Below are 25,167 nucleotides of genomic sequence, written 5' to 3' on the forward strand. Positions count from 1 at the left end.
TGCCATGTATTCTCTGCCCGTCCCGCCGTCGATCAAATGGCGCAATTCGCTGCTCGACACGCTGTTCTACGATGTGAGCCGCTTGAACGCGGAAGAACAGAAAAAGCTGCGGGAGGAGTTCGATCACGAAGGCGCGATCGTCGTCGTCCCGCCGGGCGGGCCGTCCGGCGAGATCCGCCACTACGCCGATCCGCACGCCTACCTGGCCGCCGAAGGCGACCGGGTGCAGGCGCTGGTGGTCGCCGGTGTCGGCAGCTCGGCGCTCGGGACCGCGGCGCTGGCACGCAGCGTCGCCGATGCGTACGGGATCGACGTGGCCGGCGTCGTCTCCGGTTACGGCATGGCCGACCTGGCGTCCGAAGCGCTCGGCGGCTGGTTCTTCTACGGTATGAGCGACGCGATCGAGTACAAGCTCCGTGCGCAGCTGCGCCGGTGGGGCCACTGGCCGGTTCCGGCCGCAACCCTGAACGCCGGCGGCACAGTGGCAAACGCATTCGATGCGGCGCTGCCGTCCTCGCCGGACATCGAGGCGCTCGAGGCCATCCTCGGGGCGGCGCCGCCGGCGCTGCGGCTGCTGGTCGGCCACAGCAAGGGCTGCCTGCTGCTCGACTTCGTTCTCGAACAGTTCCTGTGCGCGCATGAGGAAAACCGCCGGTGCCTGGCGCAGCTGAAGATCGCGACCTTTGGCGCGGTTGTCGATCTGCCCGAAGGCTTTGCCCAGGCGCAGCAGTTCATCGGCAATATCGACTGGTTCGGCGCGATCAACTCGCGGCCCAAGCTCGACGGGGTCAGGCTGGTCGACGGCTGGCACCATCTCAACCGGTATCCGCTCGGCGTCGACATCGGCGAGGTGCTGAGGCGGCACGTGCCGCTGCAGTAGTTGCCGTGCTGGCTGCCGCACAGGACGCTGCCTTTCGCTGCGCGGCCGGCTCGCTATACTCGAAACACCTGTGACGCTCGGAGACGGCCATGTCCAATGATCCGGTTGAAGCGGTCCGTACGGTTGCACTGGTCGGCCACGGCGGCTGTGGCAAGACGCTGCTGGCCGAGGCGCTGCTCTGCCGCGGCGGCGCGATCCAGGTGATGGGGTCGCTCGAGCGCGGCGACACCGTCTGCGATTTCGATCCGCTCGAGCGCGAGTACGGTCATTCGCTGGCGTCCGCGCTGGCCTACCTGCGGCACGATGGCGTCGCGGTCAGGCTGATCGATACCCCGGGGTTCCACGATTTCATCGGCCAGTCGCTGGCGGCGCTGACGGCCGTCGACACCGCGCTCGTCGTCGTCAACGCGCAGAACGGCATCGAGCTGACGACGCGGCGGATGATGGACTGGGCGGGCGAGCGCGGCCTGTGCCGGATCCTGGTCGTCAACAAGATCGACGCCGAGCGCGTCGACCTGCCGGCGCTGCTGGCCGAGTTGCGCGAGGCCTTCGGCAGGGAGGTGCTGCCGCTCAACCTGCCGGCCGGCCAGGGCAGTCGCATCGTCGACTGTTTTTTTTCGCCCGACGGCGACGCGGACTTCTCGTCGGTGGCCGACGCCCACCAGGCGCTGATCGATCAGGTTGTCGAGGTCGACGAGGCGCTGATGGCGCGTTACCTCGAACAGGGCGAGGTGACGCCGGACGAGCTGCATGCGCCGCTCGAAACCGCGCTGCGGCAGGGGCATCTGATTCCGGTCTGCTTCGTCTCGGCGCGTACCGGCGCGGGCGTGTCCGAGCTGCTCGACGTGCTGGCAAAGTTGGCGCCGAATCCGCGTGAGGGCAATCCGCCGCTGTTCGTTTGCAACGGCAAGCCGTTCCGGTCCGAGCCGGACCCGGCCAGGCACGTGCTTGCACATGTGTTCAAGGTGGTGATGGACCCGTTTGTCGGCAAGCTCGGCATCTTCCGCGTCCACCAGGGCACGGTGGTGCGTGACGCGCAGCTCTTCGTCGGCGACGGCAGGAAGCCGTTCAAGGTCGGCCACCTGCTGCGGCTGCAGGGCAAGCGCTACGACGAGGTCGACCGGCTGCTGCCCGGCGAGTTCGGCGCTGTCACCAAGGTCGACGAGATCGCCTTCGATGCGGTACTGCACGATTCGCACGACGAGGACCACATCCGCCTGCAGGCGCCGGCGTTTCCGGTACCGATGCAGGGGCTGGCGATCAAGCCCCGCCGCCACGGCGACGAGCAGCGCATCGGCGACGTGCTGCACCGGCTGCAGATGGAGGACCCGTGCGTCAAGGTCGACCATGATCCGGTCACGCACGAGACGGTGCTGCGCGGCATGGGCGAGCTGCACCTGCGCTACCTGCTCGACCGGATGGCGGGCACCTACCGGCTCGAGGTCGACACCAGCGTGCCGCGCGTGTCCTACCGCGAAACGATCACTCGGCAGGCCGAAGGGCATCACCGCCACAAGAAGCAGACCGGCGGCGCGGGCCAGTTCGGCGAGGTGTTCCTGCGTATCGAGCCGCAACCGCGCGGCGCCGGTTTCCATTTCATCGACGCGGTCAAGGGCGGGGTGATTCCGGGCCAGTTCATCCAGTCGGTCGAAAAGGGCGTGCGCGCGGCGCTGGCGGCCGGGCCGGTATCGGGCAGCCCGGTCGAGGATCTGGCGGTGACGGTCTACGACGGCAAGAGCCATTCGGTCGACTCGAAGGACGTCGCCTTCCAGGCCGCCGGGCGCAAGGCGATGCTCGACGCCTTGCGCGCCGCCGCGCCGGTCGTGCTCGAGCCGGTGGTGGCGATCGAGATCACCGCGCCGGACCGCTATCTCGGTGACCTGACGGCCGACCTGTCGGGCCGGCGCGGCCAGGTCGGCGGCACCGAATCGCTGTCGCTGCAGCGGGTGCTGATCCGCGGCCAGGTGCCGCTGGCCGAACTCGACGGCTACGCCGGCCGGCTCAAGGCGATCACCGCCGGCCAGGGGGCGTACGCGCTGACGCTGAGCCACTACGACGCGGTGCCGCCGGACGTGCAGCAGCGGCTGGCCGCCGGCTACAAGACGGTGCAGGACGACGACTGAGGCAGCAGGTGATTCAGTACCTCGGCGGCGACCTGCTTGCGGTCGTTGTCGACGCAGAGCATGTGGTAGCTGTTCCCGACGATCACCGCCCGGGCGCGGGGAATCCGCCGCGCGAGCAGCGCGGCCGAACGCGGGCTGCTCAGCTCGTCCTCGCGCGCATGGACGATCAGCGTCGGGGTGCGGACGCGGTTGAGCTCGAGTCGCACCCAGCGGCGCAGCCGGTCGAGCTCGCGGATGCACGTCAATGGCACCCACGGGTAGTGGAAGGCGTCGCCGTCGGACAGCTTGGCCTGGACCATGGCGCGCATCAGTTCGTTCTTGATGCCGTACGGCTCGGACTCGGAAATCCGCAGCAGCCGCGCCAGCCACGGCAGCCGGTAGACGACGTGGCGCACGTCGCGGTACCACGGCATCGCCCAGCCGTCGATGAACACCGGTGGCGCAAGGACGACGAGCCGGCCGTCGCGCAGGTCGACGCGCTTGGCGACCTCGATCGCCAGCAGGGCGCCGAGGCACATGCCCATCAGGTGGACGGTCTGGTAGCGCGCCGCCAGTGCCCGGTAGTGGGCGACGACGGCGGCAACCCAGTCTTCCGCACGCACGCCGTGCAGCTCTTCGGGCCGGCCGCCGTGGCCGGGCAGCGTCAGCGCATGCGTCGCGAAGCCGGCGCGCTGCAAGGTTCTGGAGAGCGCACCGAGGTCGGCTTCGGTGCCGCCGAGACCGTGGACTATCAGGATGCCGACCGATCCGGCAGGCTGGGGGACGAATGCAGACCGACGCGACGTCGGCTGAAAGGCGGGGGGAAGGGAGAGCATGACGCGACCGCTTGATTGGGCAACGTCGGCATTCTCTGGGCTGCACCGGTTCCGCATTCGGCGAAAGTGTGGCGCGATTGTATTGAAAGTGTTGCGTTAAAAATACGCCGATGAGCGTTGTTCTTGCCTTATTTTTAAATGCACGAACTTTTACAAGTTAACGACAGTTCTACGACAAGTCGCATCGGTGCGGTTTGCATACTCCGGCATGTTTCAACCGGAGTGTTCTTACCATGCAAAAGCTGATTCAACGCCGTGTGCTGCCGCTGCTGGCCGCGCTGGCGGCTTCCCCGGCGCTGGCCGACCCGCGTATCGACGCGATCACCACCGGCGTCGGCGACTGGTTCACCGAGTCCGAATACACGATCGGCGCCGGCGTCGCTTACGGGCCCAAATTCGCCGGTAGCAAGGACTACGAGTTCGGGCCGTATTTCAACCTGCACATGCTGACGCCCGAGGGGATCTATATCGACCCGCTGCAGGGCGTGGGCTGGCAGACGCCGCTCGGCGAGCGGTTCATTCTGGGTATCGGCGTCGGCTACGACTTCGGCCGTTCGGAAAGCGACAAGAACCTCGTTGCAGGCTCGGACCGGCTCAAGGGCATGGGCGATGTCAAGGGATCGGTGCTCGGCACGGTATCGCTGGGTTTCATGATCACCCCGGCGACGCAGCTGTCGGTGTCGCTGGAACAGGCGCTGAGCAACAGTGACCGCGGGCTGTCGTGGCATGTCGGGCTCGGCCACGCCTTCGAGCTGAGCGAGACCGACACGATCGGCATCGCCGGCGCGCTGCACCTTGGCGACAGCAAGTACAACCAGACCTATTTCGGCGTCACCCAGGCGCAGAGCAGAACCAGCCGTTTCAAGGCGTACAAGGCCGGAGCGGGCATCAACAGCTACAGCGCCACGGTCAACTGGACGCACAAGTGGACCAGGCACTGGAACACCGACCTGTCGGCGTCGGTGACGCAGTATGCCGGCGACGCGGCCGACAGCCCGCTGATCGACACCAGGACCAACTATATCGGGCTGCTGACGCTGAACTACACGTTCTGATCCCGCGGCGCGGGGTAAGTGATTCCGCGCCGCTCATCCCCAAGCGAGGACGAAGCGCGCGCCGCCGAGCGGCGAATCCTCGATACGGACGTCGCCCTGATGCGATTTGACGATCTGCCGGACGATGGCCAGCCCGAGGCCGAAGCCGCCGGTCGCGCGGTTGCGGCTCTCGTCCAGCCGCACGAACGGATCGAAGACGCGGTGGCGTTCGGCCTCGGGGATGCCGTGACCGTCGTCGTCGATGCACAAGGTGAATCGCGACCCGGTCTGGATCAGGCTCACCTCGACCCTGGATCGGGCGTGGTAGACGCCGTTGCGCACGACATTGATCAGCGCGCGCGCCATCTGCCGGGCGTCGAGCGTCACCGTCTCCGGTGCATCGGGCCGCAGCAAGCAACGGACGCTGCGGGCTTCGGCCTCGATCGCCACCATGGCGACGACGCTGGCCAGCCAGTCGTCGGCACGGACCGGCTCCTGGACGAAGGTGCTGCTGGCGTGCTCGAGCCGGGCGAAGCTCAGCAGTTCGGACGTCAGCGTTTCGAGCTCGGTCAGGTCCTGACGCATATTGTCGATCAGCGGCCGCCACTGCGCCGGATCGTCGAGCTTGCGCGCCGCGTCGAGCTCGAACGACAGCCGCGCCATCGGCGTGCGCAGCTCGTGCGAGACCGCGTTGGTCAGGTCGCGCCGGCTGGCGACCAGCGATTCGATCTGCGTCGCCATGATGTCGAACTGCGCGGCCAGATCGCGGATCGACGAGCGTTTCGTCAGGCCCGCACGCGCACCGAGGTCACCGTCGCCGAAGCGCTTCGCCGCGGCCTTCAACTGCTGCAGGTCGCGCCAGTGCGGCCGGAACCACAGGTAGAGGCAGAACGCGAACGTCAGTGCCAGCAGCAGGTAGGAGCCGATCTGGATCGACAGGATCAGCGTACGCGGCGGCGGTTTGACGTGGATTTCCAGCAGCGTCCGGTTGCGGGGCCAGTCGATCGGCACGAAGAACAGCTCGAATTCGTCGCGACCGAAGAACACGCCCTTGTCGAGCAGCGCACGCTCGTCCGGGGCGAGTGTCATCCGTGCGCCGTCGACCAGCCGCAGGCCGAGGCCGTAGTCGGGCTGCCAGCGCCGGAGCTGCGCCTGCTGTTCGGCCAGCGGCTTGCCGCGCAATTCGTCGGCGAGGTGACCGAACGAACCGCGCGCGGTCTGGTAGTTCAATTCCTGCTCGTAAGGCCGGGTGATGTAGCCGAGGCCGTACTCGAGCGCGGTGATGGCGATCGCGAAGCCGATGATCTGGATCAGGTAGACGCGGATGAAGAGCCGGAACATGTCAGCTTTCCCACTCGTCACGGCTGAACAGATAGCCCTTGCCCCAGACGGTCTTGATCCGCCGCGGTTCGCGCGGGTCGTCGCCGAGCTTCTTGCGCAGCTTGCTGACGCCGACGTCGACGCTGCGGTCGAGACCGTCGTAGTCGACGCCGCGCAGCGCGGTCAGGATCGCGTCGCGCGACAGCACCTTGCCGGCGCTGGTTGCCAACAGCCACAAGAGTTCGAACTCGGCGGTGCCGGTGTCGACCTCGTCACCGTCGAGCGTGACCGAACGCGTGCCGCTGTCGATCGTCAGCGCGCCGAACTGCAGCCTGTCCGGCGAGCCGGCCGGCGCATGCTGGCGGCGCATCAGTGCGCGAATCCGCGCGAGCAGTACCCGCGGCTCGACCGGCTTGACGACGTAGTCATCGGCGCCGGCCTCGAGCCCGAGGATCTGGTCGATGTCCTCCTCGCGTGCCGTCAGCATCAGCACCGGCAGGTTCGACCATTCGCGCAGGTCGCGGCAGATCTGCAGGCCGTCCTTGCCCGGCAGCATCATGTCGAGCACGACGACGTCGGGCTTCACGCGCTTGACCGCGGCTACGGCGGTATCGCCGCGGTGTTCGGTGCTGACCGCGTAGCCGTGCTGTTCGAGGAAGTCGGCGATCAGCCGCGAGAGCCGCAGGTCATCCTCGACGATCATGACCTTGTTCATCGCGGCTTACTCCGGCCGAGCGCGCGTGCAGATGTCATCCACTGGGGCATTCCGGTTTTCCTGTCGTCGGTGAGCGGCCGATGCTGCCGTCATTGTGTCACCGGAATGCTGACGGGTTTAAGTTTCGCGTTTGTATGATTTTTGTGCGCGCGTCGGGCCGGCGGCGAGCGATGTCCTGCCGTAGTGCTGGCGATAGGCATTCGGCGTCAGCCCGGTCAGCTGTCGGAACATCCGCCGCATTACCGCGTCGCTGCTGAAGCCCAGATCGTCGCTGATGCTGCTCGCCGGTTTCTGCGACGTCGTTAGCCGTTCGGCAAGCTGGTGCAGCTTGACCGCGCGGATGAAGTTTGCAGCGGTGTCGCCGGTCGCCGTGGCGACCTTGCGCGCCAGCGTCCGTTCCGACATCGCCAGCCGCCCGGCGAGCAGGGCAACCGACAGCGTGTTCGCCGGCAGGCGGCGCACCCAGTGGCGCAGCTTCTGCAGCAGCGCGTCGCGCTGCGACAGGACGTCGACGCGGGCGAAGACCGGGTGGCGCCGCTCCGGCTGCGGCAACACCATCAGCCGCGTCAGCGTGGCATAGGCGTCGGCCCCCAGCCTGTGTTCGATCACCTGTTCGGCAATCGCCAGATAGCCGTGCACGCCCGAGGCGGTGATGCGGGCATCGTCGCTGACCAGCGGCAGCGCCAGCTGCCAGTCGACTTTGGGGTAGTGCTGCTCGAACCACGGCAGCATCCACCAGGTTCCGGTGGCCTGCCTGCCGTCGAGGCGCCCGGCCGCCGCAACGAAGGCGACGCCGTCGCAGTAGCTCCACAGCTGCAGCGTGGCGGGGCGTGCGGCCAGTGCGGCGACCAGCGCACCATGCTGCGCCATCGTGGCGTCGATCTGTTCGAGCGAGGTCGCCCAGAAGCCGGGCAGCAGCAGTGCGTCGATTTGCGCGTCGGCGAGGCGCTGTTCGGCGTCGAGCACGAGGCCGTGGGCGCAGCGGACCGGGCCGGCGTCCAGCCCGACCAGGCAGGTCGTCAGTTGTCCGCCCAGCAGGCTGGCCGCGTGAATCAGATCGGCGAAGGCCAGCAGGCCGGCCGGCATGCAGCCCGGGTAGACGAGCAGACCGATTCGCAGCGGAGATGGGGGCATGGCCGGATTTGCTCGCTTCGTGTCCGATCCGGCCATGGTAGCGGCTTCGGCCGGCGGGCGACAATCGCTGACCGACAACCGAAGGAATCGCCATGAACATCGTTCAATTGCGCAACGCCACGCTGGTGATCGAAGCCGGCCCCCATCGCGTGCTGGTCGATCCGATGCTGGCGCGCCGGCATGCGCTGCCGTCGTTGCGCTGGCTCGACGGCCAGCACCAGCGCAATCCCGTCGTCGAGCTGCCGCCGGAGACGGACGGCTGCCTGGAGGCAGTCACCCACTGCCTGATCACGCACTGCCGCAAGGGGCATTTCGATCACCTCGACCGCGCCGGCGCGCGCTGGCTGCGCGAGCGCCAGATGCCGGTGATCTGCAGCCCGGACGATGCGGACTACCTGCGGAAACGGGGCCTGAACGTGCAAGCGCTGCGGGCGCAGACCGGGGCGCAGCCGTTTCTCGGCGGGCAGATCCGCATGGTGCCTTGCCGCCACGGCCGTGGCGCGGTCGGCCGGCTGATGATGCACGGCGTCGGCTACCTGATCGAATGGCCGGGCGAGCCCAGCCTCTATCTCGCCGGCGATACGATCCTGACCGACGAGGTGCGCGCACTGGTGACGACCCGGCAGCCCGACGTCAGCGTCGTACCGGCCGGCGGTGCGCGCTTCGATCTGGGCGGCGAGATCATCATGGGCATCGCCGAAGTGACCGAGTTCAGCCGGCTGGCGCGCGGCATCGTGATCGCCAACCACCTCGAGGCGCTGAATCATTGCCCGGTGAAGCGGGACGACCTGGCCCATGCGCTGAGCTGCGCCGGCGTCAGCGACCGCGTGCGCATTCCGGCCGACGGCGAACGCATCGTCCTGCCCGGTGGCGCCCGGACCGACGCGCTGCATGCCCCGCGCGGGGCGGCGCTTGCGGCCTAGAAGCGCTCGTTCTGTCCCAGAAAGCGCCACTGGCCTTCGGGCAGGTCCCTGAGGCCGATCCGGCCGATGCGCAGTCGCTTGATGCCGACGACGCGCAGGCCGACCGCCTCGCACAGCTCCTGGATCTGCTTCTTGTGCGATTCGCGCAGCACGAAGCGCAACTGGTGCTCGCTCTGCTGGCTGACCTTGGCGGCCTTCCAGGTGACGCCATCGATCGTGTAGGTGCGGTTGAGCAGCGAGACCATTTCTTCGGTGATCGTGCCGGCCACGCGGACCTGGTATTCCTTCTCGTAATCGAGATCGTCGGCGAGCAGCGCCTTGGCGACGCGGCCGTCCTGCGTCAGCACCATCAGGCCCGAAGCGGCGAGGTCGAGCCAGCCGGCGGCGGCCAGATGGCTGAAATGGCGCTTGAGCGGGTGGATGCCCGAACGGTCGTCGGCGAAGTGCGTCTCGGGCTTGATCAGCTGCCATGCCGGGCGGATGCCCGGTTCACCGGGGCCGGCGAGAAAACCGGCCGGCTTGTTGAGCAGGATGGTCACGCGTTCGGCCTGCACTGCGGCGGCGCGGCGTTGCAGCTCGATCTTCTGGTGCGGAAACACGCGGCTGCCGAGCACGTCGACAACCTGGCCGTCGACGCGGACCCAGCCCTGTTCGATGAACTCGTCGGCTTCGCGGCGCGAGCACAGGCCGAGTTCGGTCATGCGTTTGGAAAGGCGGATGGCTTCGGACATGGGGGGGGCAGGAAATGGATAACCGGCCATTGTACGCGCCCGCGCCGCAAGCGGCGCAGTCCTCGGCCGGGCGGGCATGCATTCCGGCCGCGCATGCAAGGCGTGCCAAAAAGTCATTTGAATGGCAGGTGCCGAATCACCACAATTCGTCCGCTAATCCAGTCAGGACAAACGCCGCAAAAAGGCGACGCCGGCTGATTGACGGCCGGCAGCCAATTCAGCCAATTGTTTTCCGGATTTGCCGGTCTGAAATACACGAGTGCTTTTACTGACTTGCGCCAAAAGCGGGAGAAATGATGAAACGCCGGATGTATCTATTGAGTCCTTCGGTTCAATTGGGTTTGACCATCGGTGCGCTGATGTATGCCAGTTACGGCTTTGCGCACCACGCCTTCGACAATGCGGCCCTGATTGCCTTGTGCACCTTTGTCGGATTCTTCATTCCGTATTACTCGAAAATCAGCAACAGGCTCGAAGAGCTGATCAATTTGCGGACCGCCTGCGTCAGCCTGGGGCGCATGGGGCGGTTCGTGCCGCAACTGGCCTTCAATATCGGCATTTTTCTGGTGCTGATCGAGGGCGGCGTTTTCCGGCCCGGCAATATCGATACGCTGGGTGGCATTCTGGGCGTGGCGCTGATCACGACCTGCGCATCGCAGGGAATGCAATACGTTGCGCTGGCGCTCGCCAATCGCGAAATCGGCGATCGCAACCGCAACGTGCTGATTGCGCTGTCGATCAATATCGTCATCACCGCGCTGGCGACCCTGGGCCTGGCCTGGTCCAAGGCGGCCTTCCTGACGCTGGGGCTGGTATTCGGCGCGCTGTTCTTTGTCATCGGTCTGGCGTCCGACCTGCGTGCGCGCTTCTTCCGCCGCGGTGGCGTCGGCGTTTTTTTCGGCACCTTCAACCCGATCCATACAACGCATCTGGCGCTGATCCGCGATGCGATTGCGCAGCGCGGGCTGGAGAAGGTCTACATCCACAGTACGACGATACCGAAACTGCACGCGCAGGCATTGCAGCGCGGCGAAATCAGGATTGCCCGTTACGAGCGGGGCATGCGCATCTACGAGAAAACCGGGCGCGCCGACGTGCATGTCAATTATTTTCCGACCGGATTCCGCTTTTACGAATACGACACCCGGCTGGCGATGATGCGCAGCGCGATTGCCGAGGCGGGCCTGAGCGACAAGGTCGAGGTGCTGTCCTTGCCCGATGAGTATGCGCGCGGCGGGTTCTATGCCGTCCTCAACTATGTCAGGAAGGTCTACCGGGGCCAGCCGGTTCACGGTATTCACGGCAGCGATCTCGGCGGCATGTGGGTGCGCAGCATTTACGACGAATCGGGCTGGATTTACCCGTACCCGGTCGTGCGGCGCGACAAGGTATCGGCAACTGCGATCCGCAATGGCGCAACCGGACTGACGACGCCAACGGTGCAGGCGATGATCGAATCGCTGCGCCACGCACGCGAGTCGGAGCTCCCCCTTGGCAACCAGGCATAGGCGCGACATGACCATCCACCAATTGCACCGCAATACCGCGCCGGCGATCGGCGACCTGACGATCAAGATCGTCGAAGGCGAGGATGAGCGCTTCAAGGCCATGCTCGTGCGCGCCATTGTCTACATGCATGAGCAGCTTTGCCCGTACAGCGAGGAATTCGATCTCAACGATCACACCGCGACGCAAATCGTCGGACTGACCGATGCGGGCGAGCCGGTATTGACTGCGCGGATCCGTTATTTCAACGGTTTCGCCAAGATAGAACGGCTGGCGATCCGCGAGGAATTCCGCGGTCTTGGTTATGCACACCGCCTGCTGGCCTTCGTGCTCGATGTATGCCGGCGCAAGGGCTTCTCACGCTTCTATCTGCATGCGCAGGCGCGGTTGCAGCGCTTTTACGAAGGCTATGGCTTTCGTGCGGTCGGCAATGATTTTGCCTTTTCGGATCATGACTATGTGGAAATGGAAATGTCGGACAGCGAGCACACCGCCCAGCCCTGGCTGCATATCGGCAGCAAGCCGACGGTATTGAACCGGCCGGAAAGCGATCTGCATCAGCCCGGCCCGCAGGAGCGCGGCCTTTTCCGCAGTGCCAAGCGGATCACGGCCGCGGAAAGGGGGCAGCGATGAAACACGGACTGACCGGACTGCTCCTGGCTGCCGCGTTCAGCGGCGGAGCCTGGGCTGCCGCGATCGAGCCGGCGTATGTCCAATTGCTCAAGCAGATCGTCGAGGTGAATACCGAGACGCGCAATACCGCCGGACTGGCGCAGGCGCGCGAATTGCTGATTCCGCAATTTGCCGCACTGGGCATGACGCCCACTCGGCATGCGCTGGCCGAGCAAGGCCGCGAGGTATTGAGCTTCGATACGCCGGACAAGGCGCCCAAGGTCATGCTCGTCGGGCATCTGGATACGGTATTCGCCAAGGACAGCCGCTTCCAGCAATTCGCCGATCTGGGCGACCGGTTCGCCGGCCCCGGCATCATCGACATGAAGGGCGGCCTGGTGCTGATGCTGAATGTGCTGGCGCAGCTCAAGCAGGCCGGCCGGCTTGAGCACGTCCGCGTGGTCATCAACGACGACGAGGAGATCGGCTCGCCGTATTCGAAGAAGACCCTGCGCAGCCTGGCGGCCGGCATTCCCTACGGGCTGGTGTTCGAGCCGGGGCTCGAGGACGGCGCGGTGGTGCGCAGCCAGTCGGGCGTGCGCTGGATCAGGCTGACGTCGACCGGCAAGGCGGCCCACGCCGGGCTGGAGCCGGAGAACGGTCTGGACGCCTGCCTCGACTTGGCGAAAAAGGTCGCCAGGATCACCGCGCTGGCGCGGCCGCAGCAGGGGCTGACGATCAACCCGGGGGTGATCGAGGGCGGTACCAAGCCGAATGTCGTCTGCGACAAGGCCAGCGTGACCTTCGACGTCCGCTTCCGGGAAACGGCCGACTGGCAGCGGCTTTCGGCGGCCATCGACGACATCGCCCGGCAGAGCGACGTCTACAACGACCGGCTGAAACGCGGCGTGCGCAGCGAGGTGAAGCAGATTGCCGAGATGCCGCTGTTGCCCGCCGAGCAGACGTCGGTACTTGCGGCCCGATTCGAAGCGGTCGCCCACCAGCTGGGGCAGCCCTTCCATGCCCGCGCGGTCGGTTACGGCAGCGACGGCAACAACCTGTCCGACACCGGCATGCAGTTGCTCGTCGGCGTCGGCCCCTACGGCGGCGGCATGCATACCGACAGCGAGCACCTGCTGCTCAGTGCCTACCGCGACCGCCTGACCCTCCTGACCCGCTTGCTTTCCCAACTCACCCACGGAGAAACGCCATGAAGGCTCTTGTTTTGATCGACATCCAGCGTGAATACATCGCCATGGGACGCAAGTTCCAGATCAGGACGATCGGCACGTCGCTGAACAACGCCTACGACATGTTGTCGTTCGCGCGCCGCGAAGGCTGGCCCATCGTCCATGTCCAGCACCTGCAGGACGGCGAGCTGTTCAACCGCCACGCCGACACCTCGGATTTCATCGACGGCTTCGTGCCCGAGGCCGGCGAGGCACATGCGGTCAAGAACAACTATTCGGCGTTCTCGGCGCCGGAGTTCGAGGCGTTCGCAGCCGCCCATGCGGACCACGAGTTCGTCGTCATCGGTTACGGCACCACGATGTGCTGCCTGTCGACCATCGTTGACGGCTATCACCGCGGCTACCGCTTCGCCCTGGTCGACGACGCGTGCGCCGCCCGTGCATCGGGCCAGTTGTCGGAAGCATCGATGCACGAGCACGCGGTCGCCATCCTCGAACCGTTTGCCCGGCTGACGAGCACGGCGGTCGAGACGATGCCGGACCAGCAGCACCTCGCCGCCTAATGCCACAACGCTTCAACGGAACCACCATGACGACCACTCACCCGCAGCATCCGCTCGGCCCCCTGGGCGGAGACGGCATTTCGTCCCTGTCGCTGACGCACCTTGCAGGCCCGGTCGACGCGCCGCAGATCCTGATCGCGACGATGCACGGTAAGGAGGCGGTCCTTGCCGTCCCGCTGGCCTCGCTCGGTTTTCAGGTCCTGCTGCCGGACGATTACGACACCGACACGCTCGGCACCTTTTCCGGCGATGTGCGTCGCCCGGGGACCGCGTTCGAAGCGGCACTCGAGAAGGCGCGGCGCGCCTGCCGGGCGACCGGGGTGCCGCGCGCGGTGGCGAGCGAAGGTGCCTACCGGCCGTGCCAGACGCTGTTTCCCGGCGCACGCAATGCCGAGCTGCTCGCCTTTGTCGACCTCGAGAGCGGGGTGGAGTTCGTCGAATACCTGACCGACGTGCCGACCCGCTTCGTCAAGGGGCGGGTGCCGGCGGACATCACCTCGCCCGAGGCCGGGGTATTGCTGGCCGAAATGGGCTGGCCGGCGATCCGCGCGCTGGTCGTGCCGAACGATCCGGGCGTGGGCGTGGTGTTGCCGGAGCAGGTGTTCAAGGGCATCGGCGACCGGGAGGCGCTTGCACACGCGTTCCGGATCTGCGCGGCGCACTCGGCCGACGGCCTGGTGCACCTCGAAACCGATCTGCGCGCACACATGAATCCGACGCGGATGGCGTCGGTGGCGCTGGTGTGCGGCCGTCTGGTCGAGCGCCTGCGCCAGGAGGGCTACTGCAAGGCGCCGGCGGTCGCGGCATGACGCGGTCAGTGCCCGACGGCAGCGACCGGGCCGCTATGCGGTCCCGCTGGCGCCGGACGGTGACATGGCGCTCTGCACCCAGCCGACAAAGGCGGCAACCGTCGCGTCCCGGCGGGGGCCGTGGCAGAGGTAGAACGACCGCGGGCTGATCACGCGCTCGGCCAGCGGCGCGACCAGCACGCCTTCATCGAGCAGGTGGTCGACCAGCGGCGAGCAGCCGAGCGCAACGCCGTGGCCGCGCACGGCGGCCTGGATCATCTGGTCGAGCTGGCTGAAACGGAAGCCGATGTCGCCGACCTGCAGGTCGGCGCCGATGTCGCTGAACCAGCTCGACCACAGCAGCCAGGGCCAGGCGTTGTCCGGATCGGCCAGATGCAGCAGCGTGTGGTGGCGCAGGTCGGCCACGCTGCCGAGCTTGCGGCCGTTGCGGCGCAGCAGCGCCGGGCTGCACACCGGGAACACCGCTTCGCCGGACAGGAGGATGCTGCTGCCGGCCGGGGCCTGTTCCGGCGCGCAGTAGCGGATGGAGAGATCGATCCGGCCTTGCGTCAGGTCGACGAGGCGGGGGTCCGCCTCGATGTGCAGTGCCATTTCCGGGTACTGCGCGCGCAGCCGTGCCAGCCGGGGTACCAGCCACAGCGCCGAAAACGCCGTCGTGGTCGAGATGGTGAGTTCCTGGTTCTGCGGCCGGGTCCGGAGGCTTTCGACGGTGTCCGACAGTTGGGCCAGCGTGCCGCTCACCACCTCGAACAGCAGCTGTCCTTGCTCGGTCAGCGCCAGCGTGCGCGGGCGGCGCTCGAACAGCGCCAGACCGAGGTGTTCTTCCAGCTTGCGGATCTGGCGGCTGACGGCGGACTGGGTCAGGAAAATCTCTTCGCCGGCCTTGGAGAAACTCAACTGCCTTGCGGCGGCCTCGAAGCCGATCAGTAAGTCCAGCGGAGGGAGGGGGCGGGCCATGCGACGTCGTTCCTCTCGCGCCGGCAGGCGGCGCGGTGGCAATGTCGGGAAACTCTACCACGTCTGCAATATTGGCGAAATTTATGTGAAGGGTGGGGTGGCCGGCCGCGAGCCGGGACCGGCACCCGTACAGGCCGCCGGATGGTCTGGCGCCATCGGGCCGGATGGAGACCTGCGTACCGAAACGGGGAGGGGAAACGCCCGGACCAGCCGGGCGTTGGATGCGGCGATCAGCCGTGCGCTTCGGCGCTGCCTTCGAGGTAGGCGGCGCGGACTTCGGGGCTGGCGAGCAGCTCCTCGCCGGTGCCGGTGAGCACGATCTCGCCGTGCTGCAGCACGTAGGCGCGGTGCGCGACCTTAAGCGCGTGGTGGGCGTTCTGTTCGACCAGCAGGACCGTCATCTTGTCGCGGGTGTTCAGCTCCTTGATGATCCTGAACACCTGCTTGATGTACAGCGGCGCGAGCCCCAGCGACGGTTCGTCGAGCAGCAGCAGCTTGGGCCGGCCCATCAGCGCGCGGGCGATCGCCAGCATCTGCTGCTCGCCGCCCGAGAGCGTGCCGGCGCGCTGCTGCTGGCGCTTTTCGAGAATCGGGAACATCTCGAACATGCGCTTGAGGTCGGCGTCGAAGTTTGCCGGATCGGCGAAGGTGGCGCCCATCTGCAGGTTTTCCATCACCGTCATGCGCTGGAAGATGCGCCGGCCTTCCGGCACCAGCGCGATGCCCTTGTGGGCGATCTGGTGCGTCTGCATCCGGGTGATGTCCTCGCCCTGGAAGCTGATCCGCCCGGTCGACGCCGCCGGCTTGCCGAACAGCGTCATCATCAGCGTCGACTTGCCGGCGCCGTTGGCGCCGATCAGCGTGACGATCTCGCCCTCGTTGACGATAAGGTCGACGCCGCGCAGCGCATGGATCGCGCCGTAATAGGCGTGCACGCCCGAGTATTCCAGCATGGCGCTCATGCGGCCTCCTTGTCGTCGGTGTCTTCTTCGCCCAGATAGGCCTTGATCACGTGCGGATCGTTCTGGATCTGCTGCGGCGTGCCTTCGGCGATCTTGTTGCCGAAGTTGAGCACGCAGATATGGTCGGACACGCGCATCACGACATTCATGTCGTGCTCGATCAGCAGCACGCCCTTGCCGTGTTCGCGCGACAGGTACAGCAGCAGCTCGTTGAGTTCGGCCGATTCGCGCGGGTTGAGGCCGGCGGCGGGTTCGTCGAGGCAGAGCAGCAGCGGGTCGACGCACAGCGCGCGGGCGATCTCGATCCGCCGTTGCGTGCCGTACGAGAGGTTGCCGGCGGCGGTGTCGGCCAGCTCGATCAGCTTGAGCCGGGTCAGCCACATCTCGGCCTTTTCCAGTGCGGCTTCGCGCGCCTGCCGGAAGCCGGCGCGGCCGAACAGGCCGGCGAGCGAGAAGCGCGACGCCGATTGCAGCGCGTTGTGCTGCGCGACGATCAGGTTCTCGAGCACCGACATGTTCGGAAACAGCCGGATGTTCTGGAAGGTGCGCACGACGCCGGCCTTGCGGGCGACGTGATACGACGGCATCTCGTTCAGCAGCAGCGGGCCGTGGACCGGGTGGTGCATCCGCACGCTGCCTTCGGTCGGCTTGTAAAAACCGGTCAGGCAGTTGAAGAACGTCGTCTTGCCGGCGCCGTTCGGGCCGATGATCGACGTGACCTTGCCCTTGGGCACTGCCAGCGACAGGTCGTCGATCGCGGTCAGCCCGCCGAAGCGCATCGTCAGGTGGTCTACTTCGAGCAACATCTCACTCATGCCCGCGCTCCTTGTTTCGCTGACAGTGACAGATCGTCGATCGCGGTCAGGTCGCAGATGTCCATCGTCAGGTGGTCTACTTCGAGCAGCATCTCGCTCATGCCCGTGCTCCTTTCGCCAGGCGGTAGGTCGGTTCGCGATGGGCGATCAGGCCGCCCGGTCGCCATACCATGATCAGGATCATCGCCGCGCCGAACAGCAGCATCCGGTATTCGGAGAAGTCGCGGCCGAGTTCGGGCAACAGCACCAGCAGCACCGAGGCGATCACCACGCCGAGCTGGCTGCCCATGCCGCCGAGCACGACGATGGCGAGGATCGTCGCCGATTCGGAGAACACGAAGCTTTCCGGCGAGATGAAGCCCTGCCGTGCGGCGAAGAACACGCCGGCGAAGCCGCCGAGCATGGCGCCGATCGCGAATGCCGAGAGCTTGATGTTGGTGACGTTCATCCCGAGTGCCTTGCAGGCGACCTCGTCCTCGCGCACCGCTTCCCAGGCCATGCCGACCGGCAGCTTGCGCAGGCGCGAGACGAACAGGTTGGTCAGCAGCGCCAGCACCAGGATCAGGTAATAGAGGAACATCACCCGGTGTTCCGGCGAGTACTCGAGGCCGAAGAACGATGCGAACGTCGGGCCGGCGTCGCTGTCCGGGGAGAACGGCAGGCCGAAGAAGGTCGGGCGCGGGATCGAGCCGATGCCGTTCGGGCCGCCGGAGAACTCGGTCCAGTTGAGCAGGACCAGGCGGATGATTTCGCCGAAGCCGAGCGTGACGATGGCCAGATAGTCGCCGCGCAGCCGCAACGTCGGCCAGCCGAGGATGACGCCGAACGAGGCGGCCAGCAGGCCGGCAACCGGCAGCGTCTCCCAGAAGCCCCAGCCGAAGTGCGTCGACAGCAGGCCGTAGGCGTAGGCGCCGACCGCGTAGAACGCGACGTAGCCGAGGTCGAGCAGGCCGGCGAGGCCGACGACGACGTTCAGGCCCCAGCCGAGCATCACGTAGATCAGCACGGTGGTGGCGGTGTCGACGACGTAGCGGTTGCCGGAGAACGCGATCGGCAGCACCAGCGCGAAGCCGACCACGCCGTAGCCGACCCACTTGAGCCACGGCCGCGTCGCGGCGATGTCGGGACGGGTGCGCGCACGCTTGGCCTTGTTCAGGCTCACGTGGTCGAGCACGTACTGCAGCACGAGGCGGCCGACGAACATCGTCGCGACGAAGGCCAGCAGCCACGGCCAGCGGGTGGCGATCGCGAGCGCGCCGCCGACGTCGACGGTTTTCAGGCCGATCATCGGTACGCCGAGCAGCAGCGACACCAGCGCGATGCCGGTCGCGTCCTTGAGCCGGCCGGCCATGTTCGGCAGGTTATGCGTAGTCGTGGTCATCAGACTTTCTCCACTTCCGGGCGACCCAGCAGACCGCTGGGGCGGAACATCAGCACGAGGATCAGCAGCACGAAGGTGGCGACATCCTTGTATTCGGGCGACAGGTAGGCGCTCCAGAACGACTCGATCATGCCGATGATCAGGCCGCCGAGCATCGCGCCGGGCAGCGAGCCGATGCCGCCGAGCACCGCTGCGGTGAACGCCTTGATGCCGGCGACGAAGCCGATCGAGAAATCGACGACGCCGTAATAGACGGTGACCATCACGCCGGCGACGGCGGCGAGCGCGGCGCCGAGGACGAAGGTGAGCGAGATCGTCCTGTCGACATTGATGCCGAGCAGCGAGGTCATCGTCCGGTCCTGCTCGCAGGCGCGCTGCTGGCGGCCGAACGAGGTCTTGGTGATCAGGTACGTGAACACCGCCAGCAACACCGCGGTGACGACGATGATCATGATCTGCGTGTAGGCGAGGTGGACGGTGAAACCGTTGCTGGTGAACAGCTCGAAGCCGCCGGGCAGCAGTGCGTTGATCGGCTTCACGCGGGCGCCCTGGGTGAGCTGCACCATGTTCTGTAAAAAGATCGACATGCCGATCGCCGATATCAGCGGCGCCAGCCTTGATGCGTTGCGCAATGGCCGGTAGGCGATCCGCTCGACCGACCAGCCGTAGACCGAGGTGAAGATGATCGCGACGACGAGGGTGATCAGCAGCGCGACCGGCACGGCCATGATGCCGAGCGTGCCGAGCAGCGTCAGCATGGTGACGGCGATGATCGCGCTGACCATGTAGATGTCGCCGTGCGCGAAGTTGATCATGCCGATGATGCCGTACACCATCGTGTAGCCCAGCGCGATCAGCCCGTACACGGAGCCCAGCGTCAGGCCGTTGATCAGCTGTTGGATGAGGAGTCCCATGAATACTTGCTCCAGAGTATGAGGTGCAATCGAGGCGTGCCGGCTTGCATCGCCGGGGGACCTTCTACGGGGGTTCAGGCCGAGGCCCGGTTTCCCCGGGCACCTGTGGTGCGTGCGGGCCGGCGGCCCTTGGGCTTGCCGGCCGGCCCGGGTGCCGCGCCGGACAACCGGCGCGGACGGTCAGGACTTACTTCACCATTTCGTACTTGTTGCCCTTCCACTGGTAGACGACGAAGCCCGGCGCCTTCAGGTCGCCCTTGGCATCGAAGGCCATCTTGCCGACCACGGTGTTGAACGTGCCGCCGGCCAGCGCCTTGCGCAGGTCGCCGTACTTCACGCTCTTGGCCTGGGTGGCCGCTTGCGAGAACAGCTGCATGGCGGCGTAGGCGTACAGCGTGTAGCCGTCCGGCTCGACCTTGGCGTCGCGGAAGTGCTTGACGACGTCGGCGGCGGCCGGGTTGGTACGCGCATCCGGTGCGAACGTGAACATCACGCTGTCGGCGTTGCCGCCGGCGGCGGTCACCAGCTCGTTGTTGCTCATCGTGTCGCCGCCCATCACGGTCAGCTTCATGCCGGCCTGCTTGGCCTGGCGCAGGATCAGCGCGATTTCGGTGTGGTAGCCGCCGAAGGCGATCACTTGCACGCCGGCGGTCTTCAGCTTCGACACCAGGCCCGAGTAGTCCTTTTCACCGGCGGTGATCGATTCGCGCAGCACCGGCTTCAGGCCCTTGACGGTCATGCCCTTGGCCATTTCGTCGGCCAGGCCCTTGCCGTAGGCGCTCTTGTCGTCGATCACGGCGACCTTCTTGCCGGCGAAATGCTTGGCGACATAGCCGCCGGCGATGCCGCCCTGCTGGTCGTCGCGACCCATGATGCGGAAGATGTTCTTCAGGCCGCGCTCGGTCACCTGCGGGTTGGTCGACACGGTCGCCATCGGGATCTGCGCTTCGTTGTAGATGTCCGATGCCGGGATCGTCGAGCTCGAACACCAGTGGCCGTGCATGAAGACGATCTTCTTGTTGACCATGGCGTTGGCCACCGAAACGGCCTGCTTCGGATCGCAGGCGTCGTCGCCGATCTCGAGCTTGAGCTTCTGGCCGAGGACGCCGCCCTTGGCGTTGATGTCGGCAACGGCCATTTCCGCACCGCGCTTGATCTGCTCGCCGGCCGACGCGTACGCGCCGGTCATCGGGCCTGCGATCGCCACCGAGTAATCGGCGTGGGCCTGTGCGGTGAACAGGGCGCCCAGGCCCAGACCGGTCATGGCAATCAGTTGCTTCATGTTCGACTTCATCGTGCCTTCTCCTAGATGGACTGTAGTCCGTTGCTACAGGGGGATTGCCGTCAGCCCTCGGGGGCTGGCGGGACAATTTCAAACTGGCTTACGAACAAACCTTTCAACCAAACGTACACCAGGCGCTGATTTGTCTGATGTAGGTGCTTTCCAGCATTCATGCCGGTTTCGCAAGCACCGGGCGGGTTCCGGCGTACCGCGGGGGCGGGATGCCCCCGCTGGGCGGCCGGACGGGTGCGCTGCCGGCGGGCGGCGTGCGAGGACGTGCTAGGCGATCGTCATCAGGCTGGCATTCCCTCCGGCGGCTGCGGTGTTCACGCTGACCGACTGTTCGGCGAACAGCCTCGTGATGTCGTAATCGTCGCCGGCATCGAGTTCGGCGCTTGCCAGCCCGAACACCGGGACGATGGGGCCGTCGCGCCGGGCGATCCGGCGGCCGAGTTCGAGCAGCGTGTCGCTGTCGCCCTCGAACAGCACCGCACCGAGCCGGCTGCCGCCATCGATCTCGGCGACGTCGGCGCGTTCGACGCGTGCCTGCAGTGCAGCCGGCAGCGCGTCGAGCATCGCGTTCGCGACCGGGCTGTCGGCAAAGCGGGCGATGTTGCCGCTGGCCAGCGCCGCGGCAAGCTGTGCCTGCGCACCGGCCGTCGTCGACGCCAGGCACAGCAGCGGTCCGCGCGGCGTGAGCCGGTAACGGTTCGTTTCGCCGGTCGGGCCGGGCAGCGTCACGTCGGCGCCGAGCGGCGTGCTCGCCAGATAACGGCTGCAGCGGGCCGCGGCTTGATCGGCGCCCTGGGCGACGAGCGCATCGCGGTAAGCCGCCAGTGCGCCGAGCGACGATTCGGCGGCAACCGGGAGGGCGCAGACGCGTTGCGGACGCCGCGACAGCAGCCGCGAGAGGTAGAGCGGGCCGCCGGCCTTGGGGCCGGTACCCGACAGCCCTTCGCCGCCGAAGGGTTGCACCCCGACCACGGCGCCGACGACGTTGCGGTTTACATACAGGTTGCCGGCATGGATGCGGCGGGTGACGTGGGCGATGGTCTCGTCGATGCGCGTGTGCACGCCGAAGGTCAGGCCGTAGCCGGTGGCGTTGATGGCGTCGATCAGCGCGTCGAACTGGTCGCGCTTGTAGCGCAGCACGTGCAGCACCGGGCCGAACACTTCGCGTTCGAGCGACGAGAGCGCGTCGATCTCGATCAGCGTCGGCGGCACGAAGCTGCCGTGGCGCGCCTCGGCCGGCAGCGGCAACTGGCTGACGGCAAAGCCGCTGCCGCGCAGTCTGGCGATATGGCGCTCGATGTTCTGCCGGGCCTCGGTGTCGATCACCGGGCCGACGTCGGTCGCCAGCCGGTCCGGATTGCCGATGCTCAGCTCGCGCATCGCGCCCTTGAGCATCGTCAGCACACGGTCGGCGACATCTTCCTGCAGGCACAGCACGCGCAGCGCCGAGCAGCGCTGGCCGGCCGAGTCGAAGGCCGAGTTCAGCACGTCGAACACCACCTGTTCGGGCAGCGCCGACGAATCGACGATCAGCGCGTTCTGGCCGCCGGTTTCGGCGATCAGCGGAATCGTCCGGCCCTGCGGGTCGAGCCGGTCGGCCAGCGTGCGCGAGATCAGCCGGGCGACTTCGGTCGAGCCGGTGAACAGCACGCCGCGGATGCGCGCATCGGCCACCAGCGCCGCGCCGACGGTTTCGCCGCGGCCGGGCAGCAGTTGCACGGCGCCGGTCGGCACGCCGGCCTCGCGTAGCAGCCGGACCGCTTCGAAGGCGATCAGCGGCGTCTGTTCGGCCGGCTTGGCGATCACCGGGTTGCCGGCGGCCAGCGCCGCAGCAACCTGGCCCATGAAGATCGCCAGCGGGAAGTTCCACGGGCTGATCGCCAGCACCGGGCCGAGCGGGCGGTGGCTGTCGTTGTCGAATTCACTTTCGATCTCGCCGGCGTAGTAACGCAGGAAGTCGACCGCCTCGCGGACTTCGGCGACGGCGTTGGCCAGCGTCTTGCCGGCTTCGCGGACGATCAGCCCCAAGAGCGACGGCATCTGCGCCTCGAGCCGGTCGGCGGTGCGCCGCAGGATCGCCGCGCGCTCGGACACCGGCGTCGCGGCCCAGATCGGCGCGGCGGCCACGGCGTGCTGCAGTGCGGCCTCGACATCGCCCAGGCCGGCCTCGATGACCGTGCCGATCACGTCGCGGCGGTCGGCCGGGTTGAGCACGAACTGCGGGCTGCCGGTACTGACGTGGTTGTCGCCGAGCAGCGGTGCGGCGCCCCATTGCGCGCCGGCCAGCAGCGCGGCCGACAGTGAGGCCAGACGCTGCTCGTTGGCGAGGTCGATGCCGGCCGAGTTCGCCCGCGCCGCGCCGAACAGTTCGCGCGGCAGCGCAATCCTGTCGTGCGGGGCGCCGACCGGGCTGACCGCGCCGGCGGCGCTGACCGGATCGGTGATCAGGCTGTCGATCGAAATCTTCTCGTCGGCGATCTGGTTGACGAAGGACGTGTTGGCGCCGTTCTCGAGCAGCCGGCGAACGAGGTAGGCGAGCAGCGTTTCGTGCGTGCCGACCGGGGCGTAGACGCGGCAGGGGCGGCCGAGCTTGCCGTCCGCGACGGTGCCGGTGACTTCCTCGTACAGCGGTTCGCCCATGCCGTGCAGGCACTGGAACTCGTACTGACCCGGGTAGTAGTTGGCGCCGGCGAGGTGGAAGATCGTCGCCAGCGTCTGGGCGTTGTGGGTGGCGAACTGCGGGTAGATCGCGTCGGGCACCGCCAGCAGCTTTTTCGCGCAGGCCAGGTAAGACACGTCGGTGTAGATCTTGCGGGTGTAGACCGGATAGCCCTCGAGGCCGTCGAGCTGGGCGCGCTTGATCTCGCTGTCCCAGTACGCGCCCTTGACCAGCCGGACCATGATCCGGTGCCGGCTGCGGCGGGCCAGATCGACGATGAAGTCGATCACGAAGGGGCAACGCTTCTGGTACGCCTGCACCACGAAACCGATGCCGTTCCAGCCGGCCAGCTCGGCGTCGAAGCACAGTGCTTCGAGCAGATCGAGCGAGAGTTCCAGCCGGTCGGCTTCCTCGGCGTCGATGTTCAGGCCGATGTCGTAGCGGCGGGCCAGCAGCGCCAGCGCCTTGACGCGCGGCAGCAGCTCGCTCATCACGCGTTCCTGCTGCGCACGGCTGTAGCGCGGGTGCAGGGCGGAAAGCTTGATCGAGATGCCCGGGCCTTCGTAGATGCCGCGGCCGTGGGCGGCCTTGCCGATGGCGTGGATCGACTGCTCGTACGACGCGTAGTAGCGCTGCGCGTCTTCCTCGGTGGTCGCCGCCTCGCCGAGCATGTCGTACGAATAGCGGAAGCCCTTGGCCTCGTACTTGCGGCTGTTGGCCAGCGCATCGGCAATCGTTTCGCCGGTGACGAACTGCTCGCCCATCAGCCGCATCGCCATGTCGACGCCCTTGCGGATCAGCGGCTCGCCGCCCTGGCCGATCAGCCGGGTCAGCGCGGCGGAGAGGCCGGCCTCGCTGTTGGTCGCGGTGAGCTTGCCGGTGAGCATCAGCCCCCAGGTCGCGGCGTTGACGAACAGCGACGGCGAGTTGCCCATGTGGGCGCGCCAGTCGCCCTTGCTGATCTTGTCGCGGATCAGCGCGTCGCGCGTCGCCTTGTCCGGAATGCGCAGCAGCGCCTCGGCCAGGCACATCAGCGCGACGCCTTCCTGGCTCGACAGCGAGAACTCGTGGATCAGCCCCTCGACACCGCCGGCCTTGCGCTTGCCGCGCAGCCGGGAAACGAGCTTGTGCGCCAGCGCCTGGACGTCGTCGCGCATCTGCGGGTTCGGCAGGCGCGCCTGCTCGATCAGCAGCGGTACGCACTCGGTTTCGGGGCGGCGCCACGCGGCGGTGATCGCCGCGCGCAGCACCGACTGCGGCGCGATGCTCTGGGCGAACTCGAGGAAGGGCACCGGCGGGGCATCGGCGGCGGGTTGCGCCTCGTCGATCTCGGTGGTGTTACCGCCGCCGAGCTCGACCGGCCGCGCGCCCTGTTCGACGCGCTCCAGATAGGCGTAGATCGCCTGCTTGATCAGCCAATGCGGCGTACGCTCCAGCGTTTGCGCCGCATCGCGGATCCGTGTCCGCAGCACGTCGTCAACCTTGATCCCCAGCGTGGTATTGGCCATGGTCCGTTGCTTACAAGTGGAATATGCGGCCCATAGTACGATCTAGTTCGAGCGGTACAACTACGGATAATCCCCAAGGGTTGCACCATTGCGCCAACTGAAAAACTGATGCAATGCAAGGGGTTGTGCAGGATGGTGCGTTACGGGTTGCACCCGTGGAAGGCTTGATTTGACTACATCACTACACGTTTTCAGCCGGGTCCGGCATCGGGCTTGTAAGGGTTGATGCACCGTACCGGTGCGTGAACCGGTTCGGCCGGGCTGCGGCAAAGGCCCGTGCGGAGGCGGTGTCGGGCAGATGAACGGTTGCCCCGGTGTGCCG

General features: G+C 66.9%; 21 protein-coding genes. 9 read left to right on the plus strand and 12 right to left on the minus strand.

Annotation, left to right across the window (positions count from 1 at the left end):
* Positions 1-4: 4 nt before the first annotated feature.
* Together BJP62_RS16550 and fusA are read left to right on the plus strand one after the other, a co-directional pair.
* Positions 5-880 carry a hypothetical protein gene (locus tag BJP62_RS16550; protein ID WP_070531494.1) on the plus strand — a complete coding sequence of 292 codons (876 nt, stop codon included), beginning with the start codon at positions 5-7 and terminating at the stop codon, positions 878-880.
* An 89-nt stretch (positions 881-969) separates the two neighbouring features.
* Positions 970-3,003 (plus strand): elongation factor G, encoded by a 2,034-nt coding sequence (gene fusA / locus BJP62_RS16555; RefSeq protein WP_070531497.1) that lies wholly within the window; start codon positions 970-972, stop codon positions 3,001-3,003.
* Here fusA and BJP62_RS16560 read toward each other — a convergent pair.
* The gene (locus BJP62_RS16560; protein ID WP_083300980.1) at positions 2,976-3,818 is read right to left on the minus strand and encodes a carboxylesterase; all 843 of its coding nucleotides are present in this window, start codon (positions 3,816-3,818) and stop codon (positions 2,976-2,978) included. The genes fusA and BJP62_RS16560 overlap by 28 nt on opposite strands.
* A 233-nt stretch (positions 3,819-4,051) precedes the next feature.
* On the opposite strand from BJP62_RS16560, the gene BJP62_RS16565 reads away from it, so the two are divergent.
* Positions 4,052-4,873, plus strand: a complete 822-nt coding sequence (locus tag BJP62_RS16565; RefSeq protein WP_070531500.1) for a MipA/OmpV family protein — start codon at positions 4,052-4,054, stop codon at positions 4,871-4,873.
* A gap of 33 nt (positions 4,874-4,906) precedes the next feature.
* On the opposite strand, the gene BJP62_RS16570 is transcribed toward BJP62_RS16565, so the two are convergent.
* The 3 genes from BJP62_RS16570 to BJP62_RS16580 form a co-directional block, all read right to left on the minus strand.
* Complete coding sequence (locus BJP62_RS16570; RefSeq protein ID WP_070531502.1) at positions 4,907-6,193, minus strand: ATP-binding protein; 1,287 nt, start codon at positions 6,191-6,193, stop codon at positions 4,907-4,909.
* Between the two features lies 1 nt (position 6,194).
* Positions 6,195-6,887: a response regulator gene (locus BJP62_RS16575; protein WP_070531505.1), complete on the minus strand. Its 693-nt coding sequence runs from the start codon at positions 6,885-6,887 to the stop codon at positions 6,195-6,197.
* Positions 6,888-7,004: 117 nt separating this feature from the next.
* A complete protein-coding gene (locus tag BJP62_RS16580) occupies positions 7,005-8,021 on the minus strand; it encodes a GlxA family transcriptional regulator (RefSeq protein WP_070531508.1) in 1,017 nt (338 codons plus the stop codon).
* Positions 8,022-8,113: 92 nt separating this feature from the next.
* Here BJP62_RS16580 and BJP62_RS16585 point away from each other — a divergent pair, with 92 nt between their 5' ends.
* A complete protein-coding gene (locus BJP62_RS16585; RefSeq protein WP_070531509.1) occupies positions 8,114-8,944 on the plus strand; it encodes an MBL fold metallo-hydrolase in 831 nt (276 codons plus the stop codon).
* Here BJP62_RS16585 and BJP62_RS16590 read toward each other — a convergent pair.
* Positions 8,941-9,675, minus strand: a complete 735-nt coding sequence (locus tag BJP62_RS16590; protein ID WP_070531512.1) for a pseudouridine synthase — start codon at positions 9,673-9,675, stop codon at positions 8,941-8,943. The genes BJP62_RS16585 and BJP62_RS16590 overlap by 4 nt on opposite strands.
* A 296-nt stretch (positions 9,676-9,971) precedes the next feature.
* Between BJP62_RS16590 and BJP62_RS16595 the strand changes: the two genes are divergently transcribed.
* Genes BJP62_RS16595 through BJP62_RS16615 form a run of 5 tightly spaced genes read left to right on the plus strand, consistent with a single transcriptional unit; the run spans position 9,972 to position 14,355 of the window.
* The gene (locus tag BJP62_RS16595; RefSeq protein ID WP_205700921.1) at positions 9,972-11,183 is read left to right on the plus strand and encodes a hypothetical protein; all 1,212 of its coding nucleotides are present in this window, start codon (positions 9,972-9,974) and stop codon (positions 11,181-11,183) included.
* Positions 11,184-11,190: 7 nt separating this feature from the next.
* The gene (locus BJP62_RS16600) at positions 11,191-11,814 is read left to right on the plus strand and encodes a GNAT family N-acetyltransferase (protein WP_070531514.1); all 624 of its coding nucleotides are present in this window, start codon (positions 11,191-11,193) and stop codon (positions 11,812-11,814) included.
* On the plus strand, positions 11,811-13,007 hold the full coding sequence (locus BJP62_RS16605) for a M20/M25/M40 family metallo-hydrolase (RefSeq protein ID WP_070531517.1): 1,197 nt from the start codon (positions 11,811-11,813) through the stop codon (positions 13,005-13,007). The genes BJP62_RS16600 and BJP62_RS16605 overlap by 4 nt, the downstream gene beginning before the upstream one ends.
* Entirely contained in the window at positions 13,004-13,546 is a 543-nt protein-coding gene (locus BJP62_RS16610; RefSeq protein WP_070531520.1) for an isochorismatase family protein, read from the plus strand. Before BJP62_RS16605 ends, BJP62_RS16610 begins: the two co-directional genes overlap by 4 nt.
* Before the next feature lie 26 nt (positions 13,547-13,572).
* Positions 13,573-14,355, plus strand: coding sequence for a DUF6671 family protein (locus BJP62_RS16615; protein ID WP_070531523.1), 783 nt, complete (start codon positions 13,573-13,575; stop codon positions 14,353-14,355).
* Positions 14,356-14,388: 33 nt separating this feature from the next.
* On the opposite strand, the gene BJP62_RS16620 is transcribed toward BJP62_RS16615, so the two are convergent.
* From BJP62_RS16620 to putA, 7 genes are all read right to left on the minus strand, one after another.
* Positions 14,389-15,312 (minus strand): LysR substrate-binding domain-containing protein, encoded by a 924-nt coding sequence (locus BJP62_RS16620; RefSeq protein ID WP_070531525.1) that lies wholly within the window; start codon positions 15,310-15,312, stop codon positions 14,389-14,391.
* 230 nt (positions 15,313-15,542) lie between these two features.
* Complete coding sequence (locus BJP62_RS16625) at positions 15,543-16,265, minus strand: ABC transporter ATP-binding protein (RefSeq protein WP_070532883.1); 723 nt, start codon at positions 16,263-16,265, stop codon at positions 15,543-15,545.
* 5 nt (positions 16,266-16,270) lie between these two features.
* Positions 16,271-17,089, minus strand: coding sequence for an ABC transporter ATP-binding protein (locus BJP62_RS16630; protein WP_070531528.1), 819 nt, complete (start codon positions 17,087-17,089; stop codon positions 16,271-16,273).
* Between the two features lie 97 nt (positions 17,090-17,186).
* Positions 17,187-18,470, minus strand: a complete 1,284-nt coding sequence (livM, locus tag BJP62_RS16635) for a high-affinity branched-chain amino acid ABC transporter permease LivM (RefSeq protein ID WP_070531530.1) — start codon at positions 18,468-18,470, stop codon at positions 17,187-17,189.
* The gene (locus tag BJP62_RS16640; protein WP_070531533.1) at positions 18,470-19,384 is read right to left on the minus strand and encodes a branched-chain amino acid ABC transporter permease LivH; all 915 of its coding nucleotides are present in this window, start codon (positions 19,382-19,384) and stop codon (positions 18,470-18,472) included. The genes livM and BJP62_RS16640 overlap by 1 nt, the downstream gene beginning before the upstream one ends.
* Positions 19,385-19,571: 187 nt before the next feature.
* A complete protein-coding gene (locus BJP62_RS16645) occupies positions 19,572-20,666 on the minus strand; it encodes a branched-chain amino acid ABC transporter substrate-binding protein (RefSeq protein ID WP_070532886.1) in 1,095 nt (364 codons plus the stop codon).
* Positions 20,667-20,945: 279 nt separating this feature from the next.
* Positions 20,946-24,845 (minus strand): trifunctional transcriptional regulator/proline dehydrogenase/L-glutamate gamma-semialdehyde dehydrogenase, encoded by a 3,900-nt coding sequence (putA, locus tag BJP62_RS16650; protein WP_070531536.1) that lies wholly within the window; start codon positions 24,843-24,845, stop codon positions 20,946-20,948.
* Positions 24,846-25,167 lie beyond the last annotated feature (322 nt).

It is taken from the genome of Jeongeupia sp. USM3, from assembly GCF_001808185.1.
Lineage (GTDB): Bacteria > Pseudomonadota > Gammaproteobacteria > Burkholderiales > Chitinibacteraceae > Jeongeupia.

What these genes read in the sequence shown, in the direction of transcription:
- BJP62_RS16575 (WP_070531505.1), bottom strand. Translation starts at nt 6,887, where the DNA reads ATGAACAAGGTCATGATCGTCGAGGATGACCTGCGGCTCTCGCGGCTG.
- BJP62_RS16645 (WP_070532886.1), bottom strand. Translation starts at nt 20,666, where the DNA reads ATGAAGCAACTGATTGCCATGACCGGTCTGGGCCTGGGCGCCCTGTTC.
- BJP62_RS16550 (WP_070531494.1), top strand. Translation starts at nt 5, where the DNA reads ATGTATTCTCTGCCCGTCCCGCCGTCGATCAAATGGCGCAATTCGCTG.
- BJP62_RS16590 (WP_070531512.1), bottom strand. Translation starts at nt 9,675, where the DNA reads ATGTCCGAAGCCATCCGCCTTTCCAAACGCATGACCGAACTCGGCCTG.
- BJP62_RS16640 (WP_070531533.1), bottom strand. Translation starts at nt 19,384, where the DNA reads ATGGGACTCCTCATCCAACAGCTGATCAACGGCCTGACGCTGGGCTCC.
- BJP62_RS16570 (WP_070531502.1), bottom strand. Translation starts at nt 6,193, where the DNA reads ATGTTCCGGCTCTTCATCCGCGTCTACCTGATCCAGATCATCGGCTTC.
- BJP62_RS16620 (WP_070531525.1), bottom strand. Translation starts at nt 15,312, where the DNA reads ATGGCCCGCCCCCTCCCTCCGCTGGACTTACTGATCGGCTTCGAGGCC.
- BJP62_RS16630 (WP_070531528.1), bottom strand. Translation starts at nt 17,089, where the DNA reads ATGAGTGAGATGTTGCTCGAAGTAGACCACCTGACGATGCGCTTCGGC.
- BJP62_RS16610 (WP_070531520.1), top strand. Translation starts at nt 13,004, where the DNA reads ATGAAGGCTCTTGTTTTGATCGACATCCAGCGTGAATACATCGCCATG.
- BJP62_RS16585 (WP_070531509.1), top strand. Translation starts at nt 8,114, where the DNA reads ATGAACATCGTTCAATTGCGCAACGCCACGCTGGTGATCGAAGCCGGC.
- BJP62_RS16595 (WP_205700921.1), top strand. Translation starts at nt 9,972, where the DNA reads ATGAAACGCCGGATGTATCTATTGAGTCCTTCGGTTCAATTGGGTTTG.
- BJP62_RS16600 (WP_070531514.1), top strand. Translation starts at nt 11,191, where the DNA reads ATGACCATCCACCAATTGCACCGCAATACCGCGCCGGCGATCGGCGAC.
- putA (WP_070531536.1), bottom strand. Translation starts at nt 24,845, where the DNA reads ATGGCCAATACCACGCTGGGGATCAAGGTTGACGACGTGCTGCGGACA.
- BJP62_RS16560 (WP_083300980.1), bottom strand. Translation starts at nt 3,818, where the DNA reads ATGCTCTCCCTTCCCCCCGCCTTTCAGCCGACGTCGCGTCGGTCTGCA.
- BJP62_RS16565 (WP_070531500.1), top strand. Translation starts at nt 4,052, where the DNA reads ATGCAAAAGCTGATTCAACGCCGTGTGCTGCCGCTGCTGGCCGCGCTG.
- BJP62_RS16615 (WP_070531523.1), top strand. Translation starts at nt 13,573, where the DNA reads ATGACGACCACTCACCCGCAGCATCCGCTCGGCCCCCTGGGCGGAGAC.
- BJP62_RS16605 (WP_070531517.1), top strand. Translation starts at nt 11,811, where the DNA reads ATGAAACACGGACTGACCGGACTGCTCCTGGCTGCCGCGTTCAGCGGC.
- BJP62_RS16580 (WP_070531508.1), bottom strand. Translation starts at nt 8,021, where the DNA reads ATGCCCCCATCTCCGCTGCGAATCGGTCTGCTCGTCTACCCGGGCTGC.
- livM (WP_070531530.1), bottom strand. Translation starts at nt 18,470, where the DNA reads ATGACCACGACTACGCATAACCTGCCGAACATGGCCGGCCGGCTCAAG.
- BJP62_RS16625 (WP_070532883.1), bottom strand. Translation starts at nt 16,265, where the DNA reads ATGCTGGAATACTCGGGCGTGCACGCCTATTACGGCGCGATCCATGCG.
- fusA (WP_070531497.1), top strand. Translation starts at nt 970, where the DNA reads ATGTCCAATGATCCGGTTGAAGCGGTCCGTACGGTTGCACTGGTCGGC.